General features: G+C 70.6%; 18 protein-coding genes. 9 read left to right on the forward strand and 9 right to left on the reverse strand.

The window, feature by feature from the left end:
• The first annotated feature begins 45 nt into the window (after nucleotides 1-45).
• Nucleotides 46-939 (forward strand): universal stress protein, encoded by an 894-nt coding sequence (locus VH969_RS23350; protein WP_331977709.1) that lies wholly within the window; start codon nucleotides 46-48, stop codon nucleotides 937-939.
• Nucleotides 900-2756 (forward strand): GAF domain-containing sensor histidine kinase, encoded by a 1857-nt coding sequence (locus VH969_RS23355; RefSeq protein ID WP_331977711.1) that lies wholly within the window; start codon nucleotides 900-902, stop codon nucleotides 2754-2756. Before VH969_RS23350 ends, VH969_RS23355 begins: the two co-directional genes overlap by 40 nt.
• On the opposite strand, the gene VH969_RS23360 is transcribed toward VH969_RS23355, so the two are convergent.
• On the reverse strand, nucleotides 2757-3404 hold the full coding sequence (locus VH969_RS23360; RefSeq protein WP_331977713.1) for a response regulator: 648 nt from the start codon (nucleotides 3402-3404) through the stop codon (nucleotides 2757-2759).
• A gap of 185 nt (nucleotides 3405-3589) precedes the next feature.
• Between VH969_RS23360 and VH969_RS23365 the strand changes: the two genes are divergently transcribed.
• Nucleotides 3590-4000, forward strand: a complete 411-nt coding sequence (locus VH969_RS23365; RefSeq protein WP_331977715.1) for an OsmC family protein — start codon at nucleotides 3590-3592, stop codon at nucleotides 3998-4000.
• A gap of 101 nt (nucleotides 4001-4101) precedes the next feature.
• Nucleotides 4102-4614 carry a hypothetical protein gene (locus VH969_RS23370; RefSeq protein WP_331977717.1) on the forward strand — a complete coding sequence of 171 codons (513 nt, stop codon included), beginning with the start codon at nucleotides 4102-4104 and terminating at the stop codon, nucleotides 4612-4614.
• An 83-nt stretch (nucleotides 4615-4697) separates the two neighbouring features.
• On the opposite strand, the gene sulP is transcribed toward VH969_RS23370, so the two are convergent.
• Together sulP and VH969_RS23380 are read right to left on the reverse strand one after the other, a co-directional pair.
• The gene (gene sulP / locus VH969_RS23375) at nucleotides 4698-6404 is read right to left on the reverse strand and encodes a sulfate permease (protein WP_331977719.1); all 1707 of its coding nucleotides are present in this window, start codon (nucleotides 6402-6404) and stop codon (nucleotides 4698-4700) included.
• A gap of 19 nt (nucleotides 6405-6423) precedes the next feature.
• Complete coding sequence (locus VH969_RS23380) at nucleotides 6424-7014, reverse strand: hypothetical protein (protein ID WP_331977721.1); 591 nt, start codon at nucleotides 7012-7014, stop codon at nucleotides 6424-6426.
• A 169-nt stretch (nucleotides 7015-7183) separates the two neighbouring features.
• Here VH969_RS23380 and VH969_RS23385 point away from each other — a divergent pair, with 169 nt between their 5' ends.
• On the forward strand, nucleotides 7184-8638 hold the full coding sequence (locus VH969_RS23385; protein ID WP_331977723.1) for a bifunctional aminoglycoside phosphotransferase/ATP-binding protein: 1455 nt from the start codon (nucleotides 7184-7186) through the stop codon (nucleotides 8636-8638).
• Nucleotides 8639-8711: 73 nt separating this feature from the next.
• Here VH969_RS23385 and VH969_RS23390 read toward each other — a convergent pair whose 3' ends face one another.
• Both VH969_RS23390 and VH969_RS23395 read right to left on the reverse strand, forming a co-directional pair.
• Nucleotides 8712-8984 (reverse strand): hypothetical protein, encoded by a 273-nt coding sequence (locus VH969_RS23390; protein WP_331977725.1) that lies wholly within the window; start codon nucleotides 8982-8984, stop codon nucleotides 8712-8714.
• A 76-nt stretch (nucleotides 8985-9060) separates the two neighbouring features.
• Nucleotides 9061-10878: an AMP-dependent synthetase/ligase gene (locus tag VH969_RS23395; RefSeq protein ID WP_331977727.1), complete on the reverse strand. Its 1818-nt coding sequence runs from the start codon at nucleotides 10876-10878 to the stop codon at nucleotides 9061-9063.
• Nucleotides 10879-10985: 107 nt separating this feature from the next.
• Between VH969_RS23395 and phoU the strand changes: the two genes are divergently transcribed.
• From phoU to VH969_RS23415, 4 genes are all read left to right on the forward strand, one after another.
• A complete protein-coding gene (gene phoU, locus VH969_RS23400) occupies nucleotides 10986-11648 on the forward strand; it encodes a phosphate signaling complex protein PhoU (protein ID WP_331977729.1) in 663 nt (220 codons plus the stop codon).
• 93 nt (nucleotides 11649-11741) lie between these two features.
• Entirely contained in the window at nucleotides 11742-12083 is a 342-nt protein-coding gene (locus VH969_RS23405; RefSeq protein ID WP_331977731.1) for an HPF/RaiA family ribosome-associated protein, read from the forward strand.
• Nucleotides 12080-12907, forward strand: coding sequence for a 2-oxo acid dehydrogenase subunit E2 (locus VH969_RS23410; protein ID WP_331977733.1), 828 nt, complete (start codon nucleotides 12080-12082; stop codon nucleotides 12905-12907). The genes VH969_RS23405 and VH969_RS23410 overlap by 4 nt, the downstream gene beginning before the upstream one ends.
• Before the next feature lie 5 nt (nucleotides 12908-12912).
• Nucleotides 12913-13119, forward strand: coding sequence for a hypothetical protein (locus tag VH969_RS23415; RefSeq protein WP_331977735.1), 207 nt, complete (start codon nucleotides 12913-12915; stop codon nucleotides 13117-13119).
• Between the two features lie 159 nt (nucleotides 13120-13278).
• Here the strand turns inward: VH969_RS23415 and VH969_RS23420 are convergent, their stop codons facing one another.
• From VH969_RS23420 to VH969_RS23435, 4 genes are read right to left on the reverse strand one after another with little or no spacing between them, the layout of a single operon-like run.
• Nucleotides 13279-14376 carry a M50 family metallopeptidase gene (locus VH969_RS23420; protein ID WP_331977737.1) on the reverse strand — a complete coding sequence of 366 codons (1098 nt, stop codon included), beginning with the start codon at nucleotides 14374-14376 and terminating at the stop codon, nucleotides 13279-13281.
• Nucleotides 14377-14435: 59 nt separating this feature from the next.
• The gene (gene gap, locus VH969_RS23425) at nucleotides 14436-15455 is read right to left on the reverse strand and encodes a type I glyceraldehyde-3-phosphate dehydrogenase (protein WP_331977739.1); all 1020 of its coding nucleotides are present in this window, start codon (nucleotides 15453-15455) and stop codon (nucleotides 14436-14438) included.
• 26 nt (nucleotides 15456-15481) lie between these two features.
• A complete protein-coding gene (locus tag VH969_RS23430) occupies nucleotides 15482-16495 on the reverse strand; it encodes an Acg family FMN-binding oxidoreductase (RefSeq protein WP_331977741.1) in 1014 nt (337 codons plus the stop codon).
• Nucleotides 16492-17022 carry a flavodoxin domain-containing protein gene (locus VH969_RS23435; protein ID WP_331977743.1) on the reverse strand — a complete coding sequence of 177 codons (531 nt, stop codon included), beginning with the start codon at nucleotides 17020-17022 and terminating at the stop codon, nucleotides 16492-16494. Before VH969_RS23435 ends, VH969_RS23430 begins: the two co-directional genes overlap by 4 nt.
• Nucleotides 17023-17140: the final 118 nt, after the last annotated feature.

A 17140-nucleotide genomic window follows, 5' to 3' on the forward strand; every position in this document is an offset into this window, starting at 1 on the left:
TGGCCCGGCGCGCTCGGGCCACCCCTGCCCGTTCGGAGGTTCGCGATGAACACCATGCCAGGTCGGGCCGTCGTCGTCGGCATCGACGGTTCCGACAGCGCGTTGCGCGCCGTTCGCTGGGCCACCCACGAAGCCCGCCGCCGCAAGACGGGACTGCGCCTCGTGCACGCCGTCGAACCGCTCGCGGGCTACGCACCCCGAGTCGTCGACTGGCACGCCCTGCACACCGCCATGAAGGACCGGGGCCGCGCGTGGCTGGACAAGGCCCGCGAGGAGGCCGCTCGGGTGGCTCCCGACTTGCACGTCGACACCACGCTCGAAGCGGCGCCGCCGGTGGTCACTCTCGTCAGGGCGTCCCGTGACGCGCGGCTCGTGGTGCTCGGGAGCCGCGGCCTGGGCGGGTTCAGCGGCCTGGTGCTCGGCTCGACGGCGGTGGAGGTCGCCGCGCGTTCCTACTGCCCGATGGTCGTCATTCGCGGAGAGCACGCGGATGAGCCGGCGTACGGACCGGTGGTCGTCGGCGTCGACGGTACGCCGGTCGGCGAGGACGCGATCGCGTTCGCCTTCGCCCAGGCCTCGGCCCGCGGTGCCGAGCTGGTCGCCGTGCACGCGTGGAGCGACCTGGTCATGGAAGCCGCCTACATCCCTGGCGCGGCGGGAGTCGATTTCGCGCCACTGCGCGAGCGGGCCGAGGAGACCCTCGCCGAGCGGCTCGCCGGCTGGCCGGAGAAGTACCCCGACGTCCACGTCACCCGCGAGGTGGTGCGCGACCGCCCCACACGCGTGCTGCTCCGGGCCGGTGAGGACGCGCAGCTGCTGGTCGTCGGCACCCGCGGCCGGGGCGGCTTTCGCGGGCTGCTTCTGGGCTCCACCAGCCAGCACCTTCTCCATCACGCAGCGTGCCCGGTCGCCGTCGTGCGCACCCTCCCAGAGCACTAAGCCCCTGCGCTCCGCTTGCGTTCACGGATACGCTGGGTGTGCTGCGGTCGGTTACCCACGGCTACGGCCACGGGCAGCAGGGGTGGGAGCGTTCGATGACGGAAGGCGTCGGTCTGCCAAACCTTCAACGGTCGGTCGGGGCGCCGTTGGCGGGTCTGCGGCTGGACGAACTGCTCAAAGAGCTCATGGACCGGATGACCGAGATCGCGAAGACGCGGGATCGGTTGCAGGGCCTGCTGGACGCCGTGGTCGCGGTCGGTGCGGGGCTGGAGCTGGAAGGAACCCTGCAGCGGATCGTGGATACCGCGGTCGACCTCGTCGACGCCCGCTACGGAGCGCTGGGCGTGCTCGGTGACGAGGGACTGTCGGAATTCGTCTACGTGGGCATCGACAAGGAGACCCGCGCCAAGATGGGTCACCTGCCGGAGGGGAAAGGGCTGCTCGGCCACCTCATCGACTACCCGCTCACCGTCCGGGTGCCGGACTTGAGCGAGCATCCGTCCTCGGTCGGCTTTCCGGCCAACCACCCGCCGATGCGCAGCTTCCTCGGCACGCCCGTGCGCCTGCGCGACGAGGTGTTCGGCAACATCTACCTCACGGAGAAGAAAGGCGAAGCCGAGTTCACCGCCGATGACGCGGTCGTTCTCGAAGCGCTCGCCGCGGCCGCCGGCGTCGCGGTCGAGAACGCGCGGCTGTTCGAGCAGGCCCGGTTGCGCGAGCGCTGGCAGCAGGCCTCGGGCGAGGTGAACTCGCTGCTGATCAGCGGCGGCTCCAGCAACACCGCGCTCAACCTGATCGTCACCCGCACGTTGGAGCTCTCGCAGGCGAAATGCGCGCTCATCATGCTGGCGGACGACCAGAACAAGACGCTCGCGGTGCGTGCGGGTACCGGCAACGTCGACGAACGGATTCTGGGGCTGAACATCTCGGCGACAAACCCGGCGGTCGTGGATGTGCTGAGCCAGGGCCAGCCGAAGGTCATTCCCGACATCGCTGAGCTACTGGGGGAGGAAACCGAGACGTTCAGTCAGTTCGGGCCGGCCAACGTCGTACCGCTCGCGTCGGCGACGCCCGCGAGCGGCGTGCTGCTGGCGCTGCGTGGCAAGGGAGATCAGCAGTTCCCGCGCGAGCACCTGCCGATGCTTGCGTCTTTTGCCGACCAGGCCATCCTCGCGCTCGAGTGGGCGGACCGCCAGCAGCAACAGCGGATTCTCGACGTGCTCGCCGACCGCGACCGGATTGCCGGCGACCTGCACGACCACGTGATCCAGCGGTTGTTCGCGGCGGGGATGAGCCTGCAGGCCACCGTCGTTCAGATCAACAACGAGAACGCGCGCGCCCGGGTGACCCACGTGGTCAACCAGCTCGACCAGACGGTCCGCGAGATCCGCACGTCGATCTTCGACCTGCACACTCCCACCGAGGAGAATCCGAGCAGCCTGCGCCGCAAGATGCTGGACGCGGTGGCTGAGCTCAGCGCCGACACGGAGAGGTCGCCCGCGGTGCGGATCTCCGGTGCCGTGGACGCGCTGGTGACCGGCAAGCTCGCCGAGCACGCGCTCGCCGTGGTGCAGGAAGGTGTGAGCAACGCCGTGCGGCACGCGCGCGCCTCGGACATCACGGTGACCGTCGAGGCCGGCGCCGACCTGGTCATCGACGTGACCGACGACGGGGTCGGCATGCCCGCCGACGTCGGTCGCAGCGGCCTGCTCAACATCGAGCGGCGCGCGGCCGAGTGCGGAGGGGTGGTCACGGTGGGGCCGGGACCGAACGGTGGTACGCGTCTGGTCTGGCGGGTGCCGCTCACCAGGAGCTGATCAGCCTTCGGGCTTCGTTCTCCGCATCTCGGTGGCCAGCACCGCGGCCTGGGTGCGGCGCTGCATGCCCAGCTTGTTCAGCACGTGCGAGACGTAGTTCTTCACCGTCTTCTCGGCGAGGTAGAGGCGCTCGCCGATCTGGCGGTTGGTGAGGCCCTCGCCGATGAGATCGAAGACCGCGCGTTCCTGCTCGGTGAGCGTGTGCAACGGATCTTGCTCCTCCCGCTCCCGGCGGATGCGGTTCATGAGCGCTGCCGTGGTCTTCGGGTCCAGCAGCGAGCCACCGGTGCCGACGGTCCGGACCGCGTTGATCAGGTCGCTGCCGAGGACCTGCTTGAGGACGAACCCCGCCGCGCCGGCCAGAATCGCGTCGACGAGTGCCTCGTCGTCGGCGTAGGACGTGAGCATCAGGCAGTTCAGGTCCGGCAGCTGCGAGCGCAGCTCCCGGCACAGCTCGATGCCGTTTCCATCGGGCATGCGGACATCCAGGATGGCGACGTCCGCGTTCACCTGGGGAGCGCGGGCCAACGCTTCGGTGACCGACCCGGCTTCACCGACGACCTCCATGTCCTCCTGTGTTCCGATCAGATCGGCGATCCCTCTGCGCACGATCTCGTGGTCGTCGACCAGCAGGATCCGAATCGCCACGACGCCCTCCTCCTTAGCTCGATCCGTCGAACACCACGGTACGAGGACGAATAGATCTCGCACCTCAGGCGATCGACATCAATGAGCAGAGCACAAAGTCCTGTGCCTGCGGAACCCTCCGGCTCTCGCCAGTGTCCCACCGCTCGGCGAGTGTGAGTACAGGAGAGCCAACGAAGGAAGACGCCATGGGCTCGATCAGGGTGGCGCACCTCTGCGCCAATCGCTACAAGTTGGAGACGCGCGGTCACGTAGTGCTGACCGACGCCGAGCGCGCGGACACGATCGAGATCGGCCCGACACCAGTGGAGCTACTTGTCATGGCGATCGTCAGCAGCGCCGCGTGTCAGGCCGTGCGCTACGTGCGCGAGCACGGCCTGGCCCACGAGGAGCTCCGGGCCGACGCCGTCTGGTCCACCGAGGGAGACCCACCACGCGTGCGCCGGATCGAGCTGACCTTCACCCCGTCGATCTGGCTGACACGCGAGGAGTATCTCGCCATGCTTCAATCCGTCGAGGCCGGCACGGTGATGAACACGTTGCGCGAGCCGCCGGTCATCGACATCGCTGTGCCCGCCAGGCAGCCGGCGCGCGACTGAGCGTCCTCAGCACAGCGCCGGCCAAGCTGGCCGGCGGGGACGACCCATGCGGGCTTGTGGCGATCGCCGCGGCATAGCCGCGGTGGTATGAGGAGGCAGCTATGCAGAACAACGTCTTCTTCACCGTGGTGTGGTTGGTGTCCGGGCTCGCGACCATCGCCGCGGCGGTGTTCGCGAACCGGAGCAGGCGAGCGCGGTACGTCGGACGCGCCGCGGTGGCTTTGCTGTTCGTTGTCGGCGGTGCGCTGCTGCATGTCGTCAACCTCGCCACCGGTGCCGACTACGGCGGCTTCGCCGACCCCGCGCACTTCACGTGGGTGACCCGCGCCTGGGAGGCCGTCGTCCCGCCCAGCCAACTGCCGTTGATCGGACTGCTCGCGGTGTTCGAGGCCACGGTCGGTGTGTTGGCCCTGGGTGGCGGGCGCGCGACCCGGCTCGGCTACGTGGGCGTGATCGCGTTCTACTGCGCCCTGTGGCCGTTCGGCTGGATCGAGACCGTGTGGGTGCTGGCCATGATGGCGCCGATGGTGGTGTTGCTGTACGCGGAGTGGCGCGCCGGGGAGCCCGCACAAGTTCTCGACGAGCGCCGAGGTCGCGGGCGTCTTGCGGTCTGACCAACGCGCGGGCGATTGGCTCAGGGGCTGGTTTGCCCTGCCGTTCCGGCCGGGGAAGCGTGGGCGGCTCGTCAGGCACGGCCTCAGGGCCGCTGGTTCTCCGCCTGCCACTGACGGAAGCCGGCCACCGCGGTCGGCAGGGTGGGGAAGATCCTCTCCTGGCCGACCCGCCGCGGGAAGCCCGCCTTGTCGAGGAACTCGCGCAGGTCCTGCTTTACCCGTGCCATCGCGAAGACGATGCCGCGCCGCGTGAGCTCGCTGCGCAGGTCCTCGAGCGCGTCGACAGCCGTGACGTCGACTTCGACGTTGGCCTCGGCGTTGAGAAGGAACCACCGGACAGGGGTGGGGGACTCGTCGACCGCGGCCAGCGCGCGGTGCCGGAAGTTCTCCGCGTTGGCGAAGCAGAGTGGTGCATCGTAGCGGTACACCACCAGACCGGGGATTCGCGTGGCGCCCGGATAGTCGTCGATGTCGTGCATGCCGGCCACGCCCGGAACCTCGCCCAGGATGCCGTCATGGGGGCGCGCGAGGCGGCGCAGAAGGTCCAGAATAGACAGTCCGATCGCGACGAGGACGCCGTAGAGCACGTCGAGCAGCAGCACGCCGGCGGTGGTCGCCAGCGCCAGTGTCAGCTCGCTGAGGCGAAAGGCGCCGATCCGCCGGAACTCGCTCAGCTCGATCAGTCGCAACGCGGCGTAGATGACCAGCGCGCCGAGCGCGGCCATCGGGAACATGGCCAGCAGCGGTCCGCCGACGAGCAGCACGACGACGACCGCGGCCACCGCGAACAGCGAGTGGACCTGTGACTTGCTGTGCAGGCTGTCGCCTATCGCGGTGCGGCTGGCGCTGCTGCTGACGGGGAAGCCGTGCGACAGCCCGGCCGCGACGTTCGCGGCGCCGAGCGCGAGCAGTTCGGTGTTGGCGTCGACGCGGTAGGCGTTGCGGGTGCCGAACGATCGCGCGGTGAGCACGTTGTCCGAGTACCCGACCACCGCCACGCCGAGAGCCGGTAGGACGAGTGCCGCGAGATCCGAGCCCGACACGGCCGGCAGGCCGGGGGCCGGGATGCCGGCGGGAATGGTGCCGATGACCTGGACGCCGCTCTCGCGCAGGGAGAGCAGGCTGACCGCGGCGGTCGCCAGCAGGACGGCTAGCAACGGGACCGGCAGCTTGGGCGCCAGCCTGCCCGCCACGAGCAGGAAGGCCAGCACGCCGGCCGACAGCAGGAGCGTGGGCAGGTGTGTTTGGTCGAGACCGGCGAGGAAAGATCGGACCTCGGCGACGGTCGAGTCACCGTCCACGGGTACGCCGGTGACCTTGCCGAGCTGACCGACGATCATCAGGACGGCGACGCCGGCCATGTAGCCGACGAGCACGGGGCGGGACAGCAGGTCGGCGAGGAACCCCAGCCGGGCGGCGGCGCCGAGCAGGCAGAGACCTCCGACGAGAAGCGCGAGTGCCGCGGCGAGGACGGCGTACCGGGCGGCGTCACCGGCCGCCAGCGGAGCGATGGTCACGGCGGTCATCAGCGCGGTCGTCGACTCGGGGCCCACGGACAGCTGCGGCGAAGACCCGAAGACGGCGTAGACGAGCAGCGAGCCGATGATGGCCCACAGCCCGACCACCGGATCCAGTCCGGCGACGCCGGAGTAGGCCATGACTTGGGGGATCAGGTAGGCGGCGACCGTGATACCGGCAAGCGCATCGGGCTGCAGCCACGCCCGCCGGTAGTGGCGGAGCAGCCGCAGCCCGTGCGGTGTGAGGCTCCGATGTGGACGACCAATTCGCATTCGGCGCCTCACCGGTCGGTCAACGCAGCCAGTGGTTGTCCTTGACGAAGCGGAGCCGAGCCCACATGCGGCCGAAGCCCCAGACGTTGCCCGCGGCGACGACCGCAAGGACGATCAGCACCAGAGCGTAGATGATGTGGTCGTCGATGATGGGGTTCGTGGACATGGTCGGCTCGCCGGCGTTGGTGAACCGGTCCAGCGGCCACTCGGCCGCCCACATGAGCAGCAGCATGATCGTGCCCGCGACCGCGGTGATCCGCAGTCCGATGCCGAGCAGCAGCGCGATGCCGATGCCGGCCAGGCCGAGCATGAACAGCCAGTCGGCCCAGGCGTCGCCGGCCCAGCTCTGGAACATCGAGGCCAGCGGACCGTGGTCGAGGTGGCCCAGGAAACCCTGGGTGGGGGAGCCACCGTTGATCCACGCGTTCGCCGAGGGCGTCGCGTAGCCGAGGCCGAACGTCTTGTCGACGAACGCCCACGCGAAGATCAGCCCCATCGCGATCCGCAGGACCGCGAGCATCCGACCCGCGAGCGGGCCCGTCGTGACTGCCTCCTTCGCCACCGGCGCCGGAACGTTCGTGTGCTCCAGCGGGTTCTCCTTGATGGCCATCATTACCTCCTTCGGGAAGCTTTGTGTCACCTAGAGTGTCGGGCGGCGTCGGTGCCGGATCGCGAGGCGAATGTCCCTGATCTTCCGACGATGGTCACCGACGAATGCCTGCTCGAACCGGGCCTTTGGTCCCTGTGCGGGCCGGGCGGCGTCGGTGAACGTGGATGGCGTGGAGCGAAAAGCACCGTTCGCGGCCGTCCGCGAGACACACATCGGCGTCGTATTGCTGGTCGGCGACCGTGCCTACAAGCTGAAGAAGCCCGTCGACCTGGGATTCCTGGACTTCAGCACCCGTGAACGCAGGCGCGCCGCGTGCCGGCGTGAGGTGGAGCTGAACCGGCGACTGGCACCGGATGTCTACCTCGGTGTCGCCGAGCTCATCGATGTGGACGGGTCATCCAGTGAGCCGCTCGTGGAGATGCGCCGGATGCCCGACGATCGAAGGCTGAGCACGCTGGTGCGGTCAGCGACGCCGCCTGCCGACGGCGTGGCCGCGTTGGCCCGGTTGATCGCCGCCTTTCACAGCACGGCGGAGCGTGGCCCGCACATCGACGCGGAAGGCACCCGTGACGCGCTTGCCGGCCGGTGGGAGGACAGTTTCGCGCAGGTCGAGTCCTTGTCCGGCAGCCCGCTCGATCCCGTGGCGCTGGGCGAGATCGCACGGCTCGCGCGCGCGTTCCTGGCCGGCCGGGACGCGCTGTTTCGGTCCAGAGTGGACGAAGGTCGTATCGTGGACGGGCACGGCGACCTGCTCGCCGACGACATCTTCCTCACCGACGCCGGGCCGCGGGTGCTGGACTGCCTGGAGTTCGACGACCGCCTGCGCCGCCTCGACGGCCTCGACGACATCGCGTTCCTGGCGATGGACCTCGAACGCCTCGGCGTGCCGAAGCTGGGGGAGCTGCTCCTGGATCGCTACCGCGAGCACACCGCCGACCCCGCACCGGCGTCGCTGCGGCACCACTACATCGCCTACCGCGCGTTCGTGCGGGTGAAAGTGGCGTGCCTGCGCCATGCGCAGGGCGACCTGGCCGCGGCCGGTGACGTCGTGGCGTACGCCGACATCGCGCGGCGTCACCTGCGCCTTGGGCAGGTACGCCTCGTGCTCGTCGGCGGCCTGCCGGGAAGCGGCAAGACAACCGTCGCCGGGATGCTCGCCGACTCGCTCGGCGCGGTGCTGCTGTCGAGCGACCGGGTGCGCAAGGAACTCGCCGGGGTCGACCCGCTCGCGCACGTCCCCGCGGAGTACCGCCAGGGGATCTACGACCCCGAACACACCGAGCACACCTACCACGAGCTGCTCCGGCGTGCGGGGGAGCTGCTCGCCCGCGGCGAGTCGGTCGTGCTGGACGCCTCGTGGTCGCACGACCGCCTTCGGGATCGTGCGCGGCTGCTCGCAAAGCAGACGCACAGCGGGTTCTTCCCGCTGCGCTGTGCGGTCGCCGAACGAGTCGCGGCCCAACGCATCCGCTCGCGGACCGGGTCGCTGTCCGACGCCGATCCGGCCATCGCCGCCGCGCTGGCGGCGGACACCGCACCATGGCCGGACGCGATCGGCATCGACACGTCGGGGCAGCCCGCCGATGCGGTGGCCGAGGCGCTCCGCGCTCTCGGTGCCGCGTGAACACCGGGCGTCACCGCGCACGGACGGTCCGCCGCAGAAGAGCCACGGAAGACATGCGGCGCGCCGCTTGAGGTCAGACGGCTCGCCGATGGGCCGACGGCAGCGCCTCGCGCAGGAGGGTGTTCAGGCGCTCCGCGCTGTCGTCCTCGAGCGGCGTGGGCCGGTGTGGTGGTCGCGGTTCGGGCGCCTCCACCGGCGGTACGCGGCCCTCGATCGCCGTCAGGCCCAGCATGTCGAGCAGCTCGGCGAGGTCGCTGGCGTCCGTGGCGTGGTGCGCGGCCGTGCGGGCCGCCCGGTATCGCTGCCAGGCGGGCGAGTTCCGTGTGATCCGGTCGTCGTCCGTCATACCTTCAGGCTCACCTTGCCCGCCGACGCCCGACAGCGACGAACGGCCTCGCGATCGCCCTGAGGGTCACTGCGAATCAGGGACCTTGGACCCTCGGGCCGAGGTCCGGTGACCGTTGCGCGTACATCGACTCCACGACGTCCGCGTACTTGGTGAGCACACGCTCCCGACGGACCTTTTCCGTCGGGGTGAGCTCCTCGTTCACCGTGAACTCTGCCGACAACACGTGGAAGCCACGGATCGACTCCGCCTGGGACACCTCCCGGTTCGCCTCGTCGACCAGCGCCTGCACGGTGCGCAGCAGGTCGGCGTCCGTCACGAGGTCGGCCGGATTCGCGTCCTCGCGCTTGCCCGTGCTGCGGCGCCATTCGGACAACGCGTCGCGGTCGATGGTCAGCAACGCGGTGACGAAGGGGCGGTTGTCGCCGACGACCACGCACTGGTCGATCAGCTGGTGGGCGCGGACGCGATCCTCGATCGGGGCCGGTGCGACGTTCTTGCCCGAGGAGGTGACGATGAGGTCCTTCCGGCGGCCGGTGATCGACAGGTACCCGTCGGCCAGCTCACCGAGGTCCCCCGTGTGGAACCAGCCGGACTCGTCGATGACCTCAGCGGTCGCGCGATCGTTGCGCCAGTAACCGGAGAACACGTTGGCGCCCTTGACGAGCACCTCCCCGTCGTCGGCGATCCGGACCCGGCAGCCGGGGAGCGGCCGGCCTACCGTGCCGATCCGCTGCGCGTCCGGCAGGTTGAACGTGACGCCCGCCGCGGTCTCGGTGAGGCCGTACCCCTCGAGGACCGTGAGTCCGATTCCGCGCAGGAAGTGGGCGAGGCGAGTCGGCAGCGGTGCGCCGCCGCTCACCGCGTGCCTGACGCGTCCGCCCAGCGCGGCGCGGAGCCGGCGGTAAACGGTGAGCTCGAAGAACCGATGACGCAGCCGCAACCCTCGGCGCGGACCCGCACCGTCCAGCGATCGGCTGTAGGCGATCGCGACGCGCTCGGCGGCATGGAACAGCCGCCCTCGCCCGGAGGACACCGCGGCGCGTTCGGCTCGGTCGTGGAACTTCTCGAACACCCGCGGGACGGCGAGCACGAGCGTGGGCCGGAACGCCCCCAGGTGTTCCGAAAGGTGCGGCAGGTCGCTGGTGTGTGCGGTGAGCACGGCAGTGTGCACGGCGATCAGCTGCACCACCCGCGCGAGGATGTGGGCCAGGGGCAGGAAGAGCAGCACGGAGGTGTGCGGGCCGATGACCTGTTCGCGGATGCCGTCGGCGTGCACGACCGAACGTACGGCGGAGACGAGGTTGCCGTGACTGAGCCGGCAGCCCTTGGCGCGGCCGGTGGTGCCGGATGTGTACACGATGGTGGCCAGGGAGTCGGCGGTCAGCGCGAGCCGGCGCCGCTCGACCTCGGCCGCCGCCGCGTCCGTCGCGGGCAGCACGTCGGTCAGTCGCCAGACCTGCCGGACGGACACCGGTGCGGCGTCCATGACGAGCCGCTGGAGCCGTCCGTCGGCGGTGAACGCCGCCACCGCGCCCGAGTCCCGCAGGATCCAGCTCACCTGGGCCGCGGCGGACGTCTCGTAGACAGGCACGGTGACCGCGCCGGCGAGCCAGATGGCATAGTCCGCCCGCACCCACTCGTAGCTCGTTCCGGACATGATCGCGACCCGGTCCCCGGGGCGGATGCCGGCCGTGACGAGACCGGCCGCGAGAGCGGTGGCCTGTGCCGCGAACTCCTTCCAGGAGACCGGGCTCCATCCCGCGCTGGTTCGCCGCGCGAACGCGGCGTGGTCGGGCATTTCCCTGGCGTTGTGCAGCATCGCGTCGGTGGTGATGTCGGTAGGTCCGGGCAGGCGACGCGCCGGTGTGCACGCCTCACGTTCGGTACTCATACCCCCAGCCTCGAAACCACGGTACGCGAGGTCCGGGGCCGAAGGTCCTGAACAGCCACGGCCTTTCGCCAGGTTCGCGCGTCCGTGCCGACCGGCACCCTTGACGTATGAGGGAGAGGTTTCACGACGAGCTGCAGATGCTCCTGGACAGACTGAACAACCTGGTGTCGCTCGTCGGACGGGCGACACGACACGGCAACGCCGCGTTGCTCGATGCCGACGGTGATCTCGCCGCCGCCGTCATCCGCGGCGACGAGACGATCGCACGGGGACAGTCCGATGTCGACGCCGTCGCCCTGGACATCCTGGCGCGTCAACAGCCGGTCGCGACCGATCTGCGCACGGTGGTGGCCTGCCTGCGGATGAGCGTGGAGCTGCGCCGGATGGGCAAGCTGGCCATGCACATCGCCGAGATCGCCCGAGCGCACCTGCCCGGTCCAGCGGTGCCCGAGGACCTGCTCCCGGTGGTGCGTGCGATGGCCGACCGCGCCCAGCAGGTCCTCGCGGGCGCCGCTCGCGCCATCGCGACTCGTGACGACACCGCCGCGGCCGTGCTGGAGCGCGCCGACGACGACATCGACCGCCTGCAGGAGCAGCTCTACCACGCGGTGTTCGCCGAGCCACGCTCGCGCGCCGCCGAGGACATCGTCGACCTCGCGCTGATCGGCCGGTACTACGAGCGGTTCGCCGACCACGCCGTCGCCCTTGCCCGCGAGGTGGCCTATCTGGCCGGGACGCGCCCCCTCGACGCCGCACCCGCCGGCACTTGACGCCCGGCGGGTGTCCGGACCGGGACGGAAGACCCTGCGGACTCATGACCCTGGACGCGCGCCGCGACGCGGTCGCCGTGTGAGCGTCGAGGTATGAGGACCAAGCCGAGCACGTTGCCCACGCCGAGAATCGCGATCCGTGGTGAGTTCGGCGTCGACGTCGCCGATCTCGTCACGATGAAGCTCGAGCGCGTCGCGCGCCACGCGCACCGGCCGATCCTCGACGTCCACGTCCGGCTCACCCGCGACGAGCACGCGGCAGGAAACCCCCCGGTCACAGTCGAGGTGAACCTGGACCTCAACGGCCGCCAGGTCCGCGCGGAGACCGGGGCGCGCAGTGCGCGGGACGCGCTGGACCGTGTCGTCGACCGACTGGTCCGCCAGCTCGACGACCAGCCGGTCCCACACCGTGGGCGGAGGGCGGCTCGGCGATGAGGGGCGGGACGGCACGAACGACGGGCTGGCGTCGGCTCGCCGGCGCCTCGTGGCGTAGTCCGGCCGACCCTCAGTTCTACGGCGAGCTGGAGGTGGACGCCACCGCCATCTTGGGCTACCTGAACGAAGTGCGCGCGGTACACGGCGTGCGGGCGACCGTCACGCACGCGATCGGCGCGGCGGTGGCACGCGCGTTGTCGGAGGTGCCGGAGCTGAACGTCCGGCTCGCGCGCGGACGCATGCATCCGCGCGAGGGCGTCGACGTGTTCTTCATCGCCTCCGTCCGCGGCGAGCTCACCGGGGTGAAAGTCGTGGATGCCAACCGCAAGTCGCTGCGGCAGCTCGCCTGCGAGGTGAACCGGCGTCTCGACGAGCTGGACCGTGGGGATGATCCCCAGTTGGGCCGGGGCAAGGCGATGCTCGCCAGGCTGCCCCGGGTGCTCGTCCGGCCCGCCCTAAGGTTCGCCGCGTGGCTCACGTCCGATCTGAACCTCGATCTGAGCAGGATCGGCCTGCCGCGGCAGGCCTTCGGCAGCGCGATGATCACGTCCGTCGGGAGGTGGGGCGTCAGCCGGGCCTTCTCCCCGCTCGCTGCCTACTACAGGGTGCCGGTTCTGGTGCTCGTGGGGGCGATCGAAGCCCGGCCGGTGGTGATCGGAGGAGAGGTGACTGCCCGGCTGATGCTGACGCTCACGGCGACCTTCGATCACCGGTACGCCGACGCCGGCCAAGCCGTCCGCTTCGCCGATGCGGTGCGCCGATACTGCGCCGACCCGGGCGTGTACGACCCGTCAACCGAGTACCTACGAGACAGTCGGAGGTGACCGCGATGTCGGAAAGGGAAGAGGCCTACCGGGCAGGCAAGGAGGCACGGACCGAATTCGTCCAGCGCGCGACCCGGGCGTCGCGCTCGAGCGCCGACTCCGTGACCCGCCTCGTGAACGCGGCGGTCTACCGTTACGAGCTCGAGAAGCGGGATGAGGTGGACGAGACCGAGGATCCCGGAACTGCCGAGTCCACAAGGGACACTGGGTAGTCCTTCAACGCTGAGGTCCCAGCACGGAGCGCGTCCTGCCGGCAACGCGCCGGCCCGGAACGTGCGCGCCGAACGTGCTGTCGGTGCCGCCCATCCTGCCCATGGTCACCGCAGCCTTTGTTTCTCGGCCGGTGAAGCGGACTGGCCGGGTCGCGATGTCTACGGCGGCGAAGGCCCCGATTCCGCCGATCCCGCCGATCCCGCGGTCGGCTTGACGCCGAGTCGGCTGAGGTCCACCGCGCGGGAAATGTCTGCCAGGGTGAGGACTCCGGCAAGCTTGCCGTCTTCGACCACAGCCACTGCGCCGCCCGGGCGAAGGGTCGTCCGGCGCAGGACGTCGGTGAGTGGTTCGGCGGCGTCGGCGCGTGTGCGGCGATCGAGCGGGCGAACCGCGTCCTGGATCCGCGCGGCCGAGCGGGCCCCCGCCAACTCCGGCAGACCGACGACCCCGACCGGCCGGCCTTCGAAGTCGACCACGGGGAACACCCGGTGCCGGACACCATCGTCTGCCAGGTGGGCGGCGAAGGCGTCGACGGTCCACCAGCCCGGCGCAATCACCGGATGCGGTGTCATCACGTCCCGCACGGTGACCCCTCGCAGCTTTCCGAAGACCTGTGCCTGCTGACGTTCCGCGGACGCGGAACCGAGGATGAACCAGCCGACGAGAGCCAGCCACACACCACTGAAGTAGCCCGACATCATCGTCACGAAGCCCCACCCGATCAGGCCGAACCCGAGAGCCTGACCGACTGCTGCCGCCATCGCGGTCGCCTTGTCGCGGTCGCCGGTCCGGGCCCACAGCAACGCGCGCAGCACACGCCCACCGTCCAACGGCGCGGCCGGTAGCAGGTTGAACAGGCCGAGCAGCACGTTCATCGCCGCCAGCCAGTTCAGGGCGACGATCGCCAGACCGTAGAGCCAAGTCGGGTCCACGCAGCGTGCCGCCACGACGAAGAGGCCGCCGAGCACGAGGCTCACGACCGGGCCGGCCGCTGCGACGAGCGCGTTGGCGCGCGGTGTGACGGGCTCCTCGTCGAAGGTCGTCACGCCGCCGAGCGCCCACAGCGTCACGCTCTTGACCCGCACGCCGAACCGCCGCGCCAGCAGGGCGTGCGCCAGCTCGTGCGCGAGCAGCGAGACCATCAGTACGGCGGCCACGGTGATCGCCACGATCCAGTACACCGGCGCGGTGGCGTCGCCGGCCGCACCCGGCAGGACGTTCCCCGCCAGTAGCGCGGCCAGCAGCGCCAGGATCACGAGGACCGACCAGTGTGCCTTGACCGGGATCCCGCGGCAGCGCCCCAGCGGCACCCCGTTCACAGCGTGCGTGCCATCAGGTGCAGCAGGTCGAGAGTCCGGTTGGCGTAGCCCCATTCGTTGTCGTACCAGCCGAACACCTTCACCAGGTGGTTCTCGACCGTGGTCAGGGGCCCGTCGACGATGCAGGACGCGGGGTCGCCGATGATGTCGCGGGAGACGATCGGGTCCTCGGTGTAGCGCATGATCGACTTGAGCCTGCCGCCCGCCGCGTCGGCGAACGCGCGGTTGATCTGGTCCCTGGTGACGTTGTCCGCGGCCACCTCGACGGTCAGGTCCGTCAGCGAGCCGTTCTCCACCGGCACCCGCACGGCGACACCCGCGAGCCGGCCCGCGAGCTCGGGCAGCACCTCGCCGATCGCGGCGGCGGCGCCCGTGCTCGTCGGGATCATGTTCACCGCGGCCGACCGGGCCCGGCGCGGATCCTTGTGCGGGCCGTCCAGCAGGTTCTGGTCGTTGGTGTAGCTGTGGATCGTGGTCATGAGACCACCGCGGACGCCGAACGCGTGGTGCAGCACCGAGAGCATGGGTGCCAGGCAGTTGGTGGTGCAGGAGGCGTTGGACACGAGGTGGTGCTCGTCGGGCCGGTAGGTGTCCTCGTTGACGCCGAGCACCAGGGTGGCGTCGACGTCCTTGCCCGGTGCGGTGATCAGCACCTTGCGGGCTCCGGCAGCGAGGTGAGCGGCCGCCCTGTCGCGGGTGCGGAACTTGCCGGTCGCCTCGACCACGATGTCGACACCGAGGTCGTGCCACGGCAGCGCGGCGGGCTCCCGTTCGCTGCACACGCGCAGGCTGTGTCCGTCGATCGCGATCGAGTTCTCACCAGCGGAGACGCGGTGCGCCCACGGCCCGTACGTCGAGTCGTACCGCAGCAGGTTCGCCAGCGTCACGGGGTCGGTGACGTCGTTGATCGCGACGATCTCGATGCCGTTCTCACCGCCGGCCGCGCGGTCGGTCGTGGATCGCATGAGGTCCCGGCCGATGCGGCCGAACCCGTTGATTCCGATACGGATTGCCATCTCTGTCAACACCTCTCGTGTTTTGCTCACCGGCGCGGGGGCCGCGTACCGGGCAGGTAGTCGATGGTTCGGCCGGTCGCTCGCCGCGGGCTGCGCGGCGGCGGGGGCGCCGCGGTGGGTAGCCAGCCGGCCCGCAGCACCAGCTGCGGGTAGGCGGCACCGTCGAGGACCTGGTCGCGGATCGCGGCCCGGGTACCGGCGACCTCCAGCGGCTGGGACAGCGGGCAGTTCGCGAGGCCGAGGTCGGTTGCGGTGAGCATGGCGAGGCTCGCCGCCTCGCCCGCGCGCAGCACCGAGGCGGGATCGTCGAGCAGGGTCGCGAGCACGAGCAGCTCACCACCGTCGTCCTCGCCGCGACCGGTCTCGGCCTCTGCGAGTGCTCCGTCGTGGAAGGCGCGCATCGTGGTGTCGCCGTGCCGGTTCCGGCCGGGGAGTGCGCTCGCGGCGAGGACGCCGTCGTCTGCGGCCCGGCTGCGGCCGCTCCACAGCGCGAGTTCCGTGGTGTAGCCGGGCTGGTCCTGCTGCCTGCGGGCGGCGTCGTCGATGGCGCGGGTGAGCAGCCGGCGGGTCGCCGGCTCGGTGACGGGCACGAGCAGCGCTCCGGCCTTGCCGGCACGGCGCACCATGAGATCCAGGTGGCCGTCCGGAACGGGCCACGAGGAGAAGCGCCGGCGGTCGGTGTGCCGGTGCGGGATCGCACCCGCGAGCGCGATGGCGTCTTCGGATGGCTCCTGCGCGTGCATCTCGACCGCGGCGAGATGGGTGGGGTCACTGGGGTTCGGGATGCGGTGCACCACGGTCCGCCACCCGAGCGCCGCCAAGGCGACGCGCAGGTGGTTCAGTGCCGCGCCGCAGCTGAGGAGCAGGTCCCGCCCGTCCGGGTCGATGACCCGCAGCTTGCGGTCGTGGTCGGCCATCAGATGGATCGACTCGGCCCCGAGCAGCCAGCGCCAGGGCTGGGTGTTGTGCACCGATGGCGCGCGGTTCGCGAGATCGATGGCCCCGAGCACGGTGTGCGGATCGGGCCTGGTGGTAATCATCGACGGCCTTCCTTCCTGACTCGCTCCGCGGTGTCGGCCAGCGCGTCGGCCAGTGCGTCGGCCACGCTGTCCGACCACGAGCGGATCTCGTCCCAGTCGCGGGCGTCACCCGACAACCCGTTGGCCAGGGCCCGGTCGAGCGGCCCGGTGGCGAGGTCCGGATCGAGACGGCCACCGAACACTGCGGGCGCGGGCGCGCCGAGCCGGCTGGCCCGTCGCCGCGCACCGGGCGAGGCGACCAGAGTGCTCGGCCGGGTGCCCACCCAGCCGCTCTCGAACAGCCAGACCTTGCGCGCGGCGAGCTGCTGGCGGAACCGGCGGACGAACCGCGTCGCCTCCCGGCGCCAGCGGGTGGCGTAGACGGCGCTGCCGACCACGACCGCGTCGTAGCCGTCGATCGAGCCCACTGCCTCGGCGGAACTGACGTCCGTCGCGAATCCACGCTCGAGCAGCCGACCGCCGATGGCCTCGGCGATCTCCTTTGTCGAGCCCATCTTGCTGGCGTAGGTCACGAGTACGCGTGTCATGCCACAACCGTCGCCTCCCGGCGGGTTGCCGGGCAGGGCTGTAGTGCCCGAGGTCGGGCGACCAAAGGCCCACCCGTCACGTCCGAGGGACCCTGTCCGGCCGCGGGAGACCTGCCGA

Source organism: Actinophytocola sp. (assembly GCF_036555685.1).
Lineage (GTDB): Bacteria > Actinomycetota > Actinomycetes > Mycobacteriales > Pseudonocardiaceae > Actinophytocola.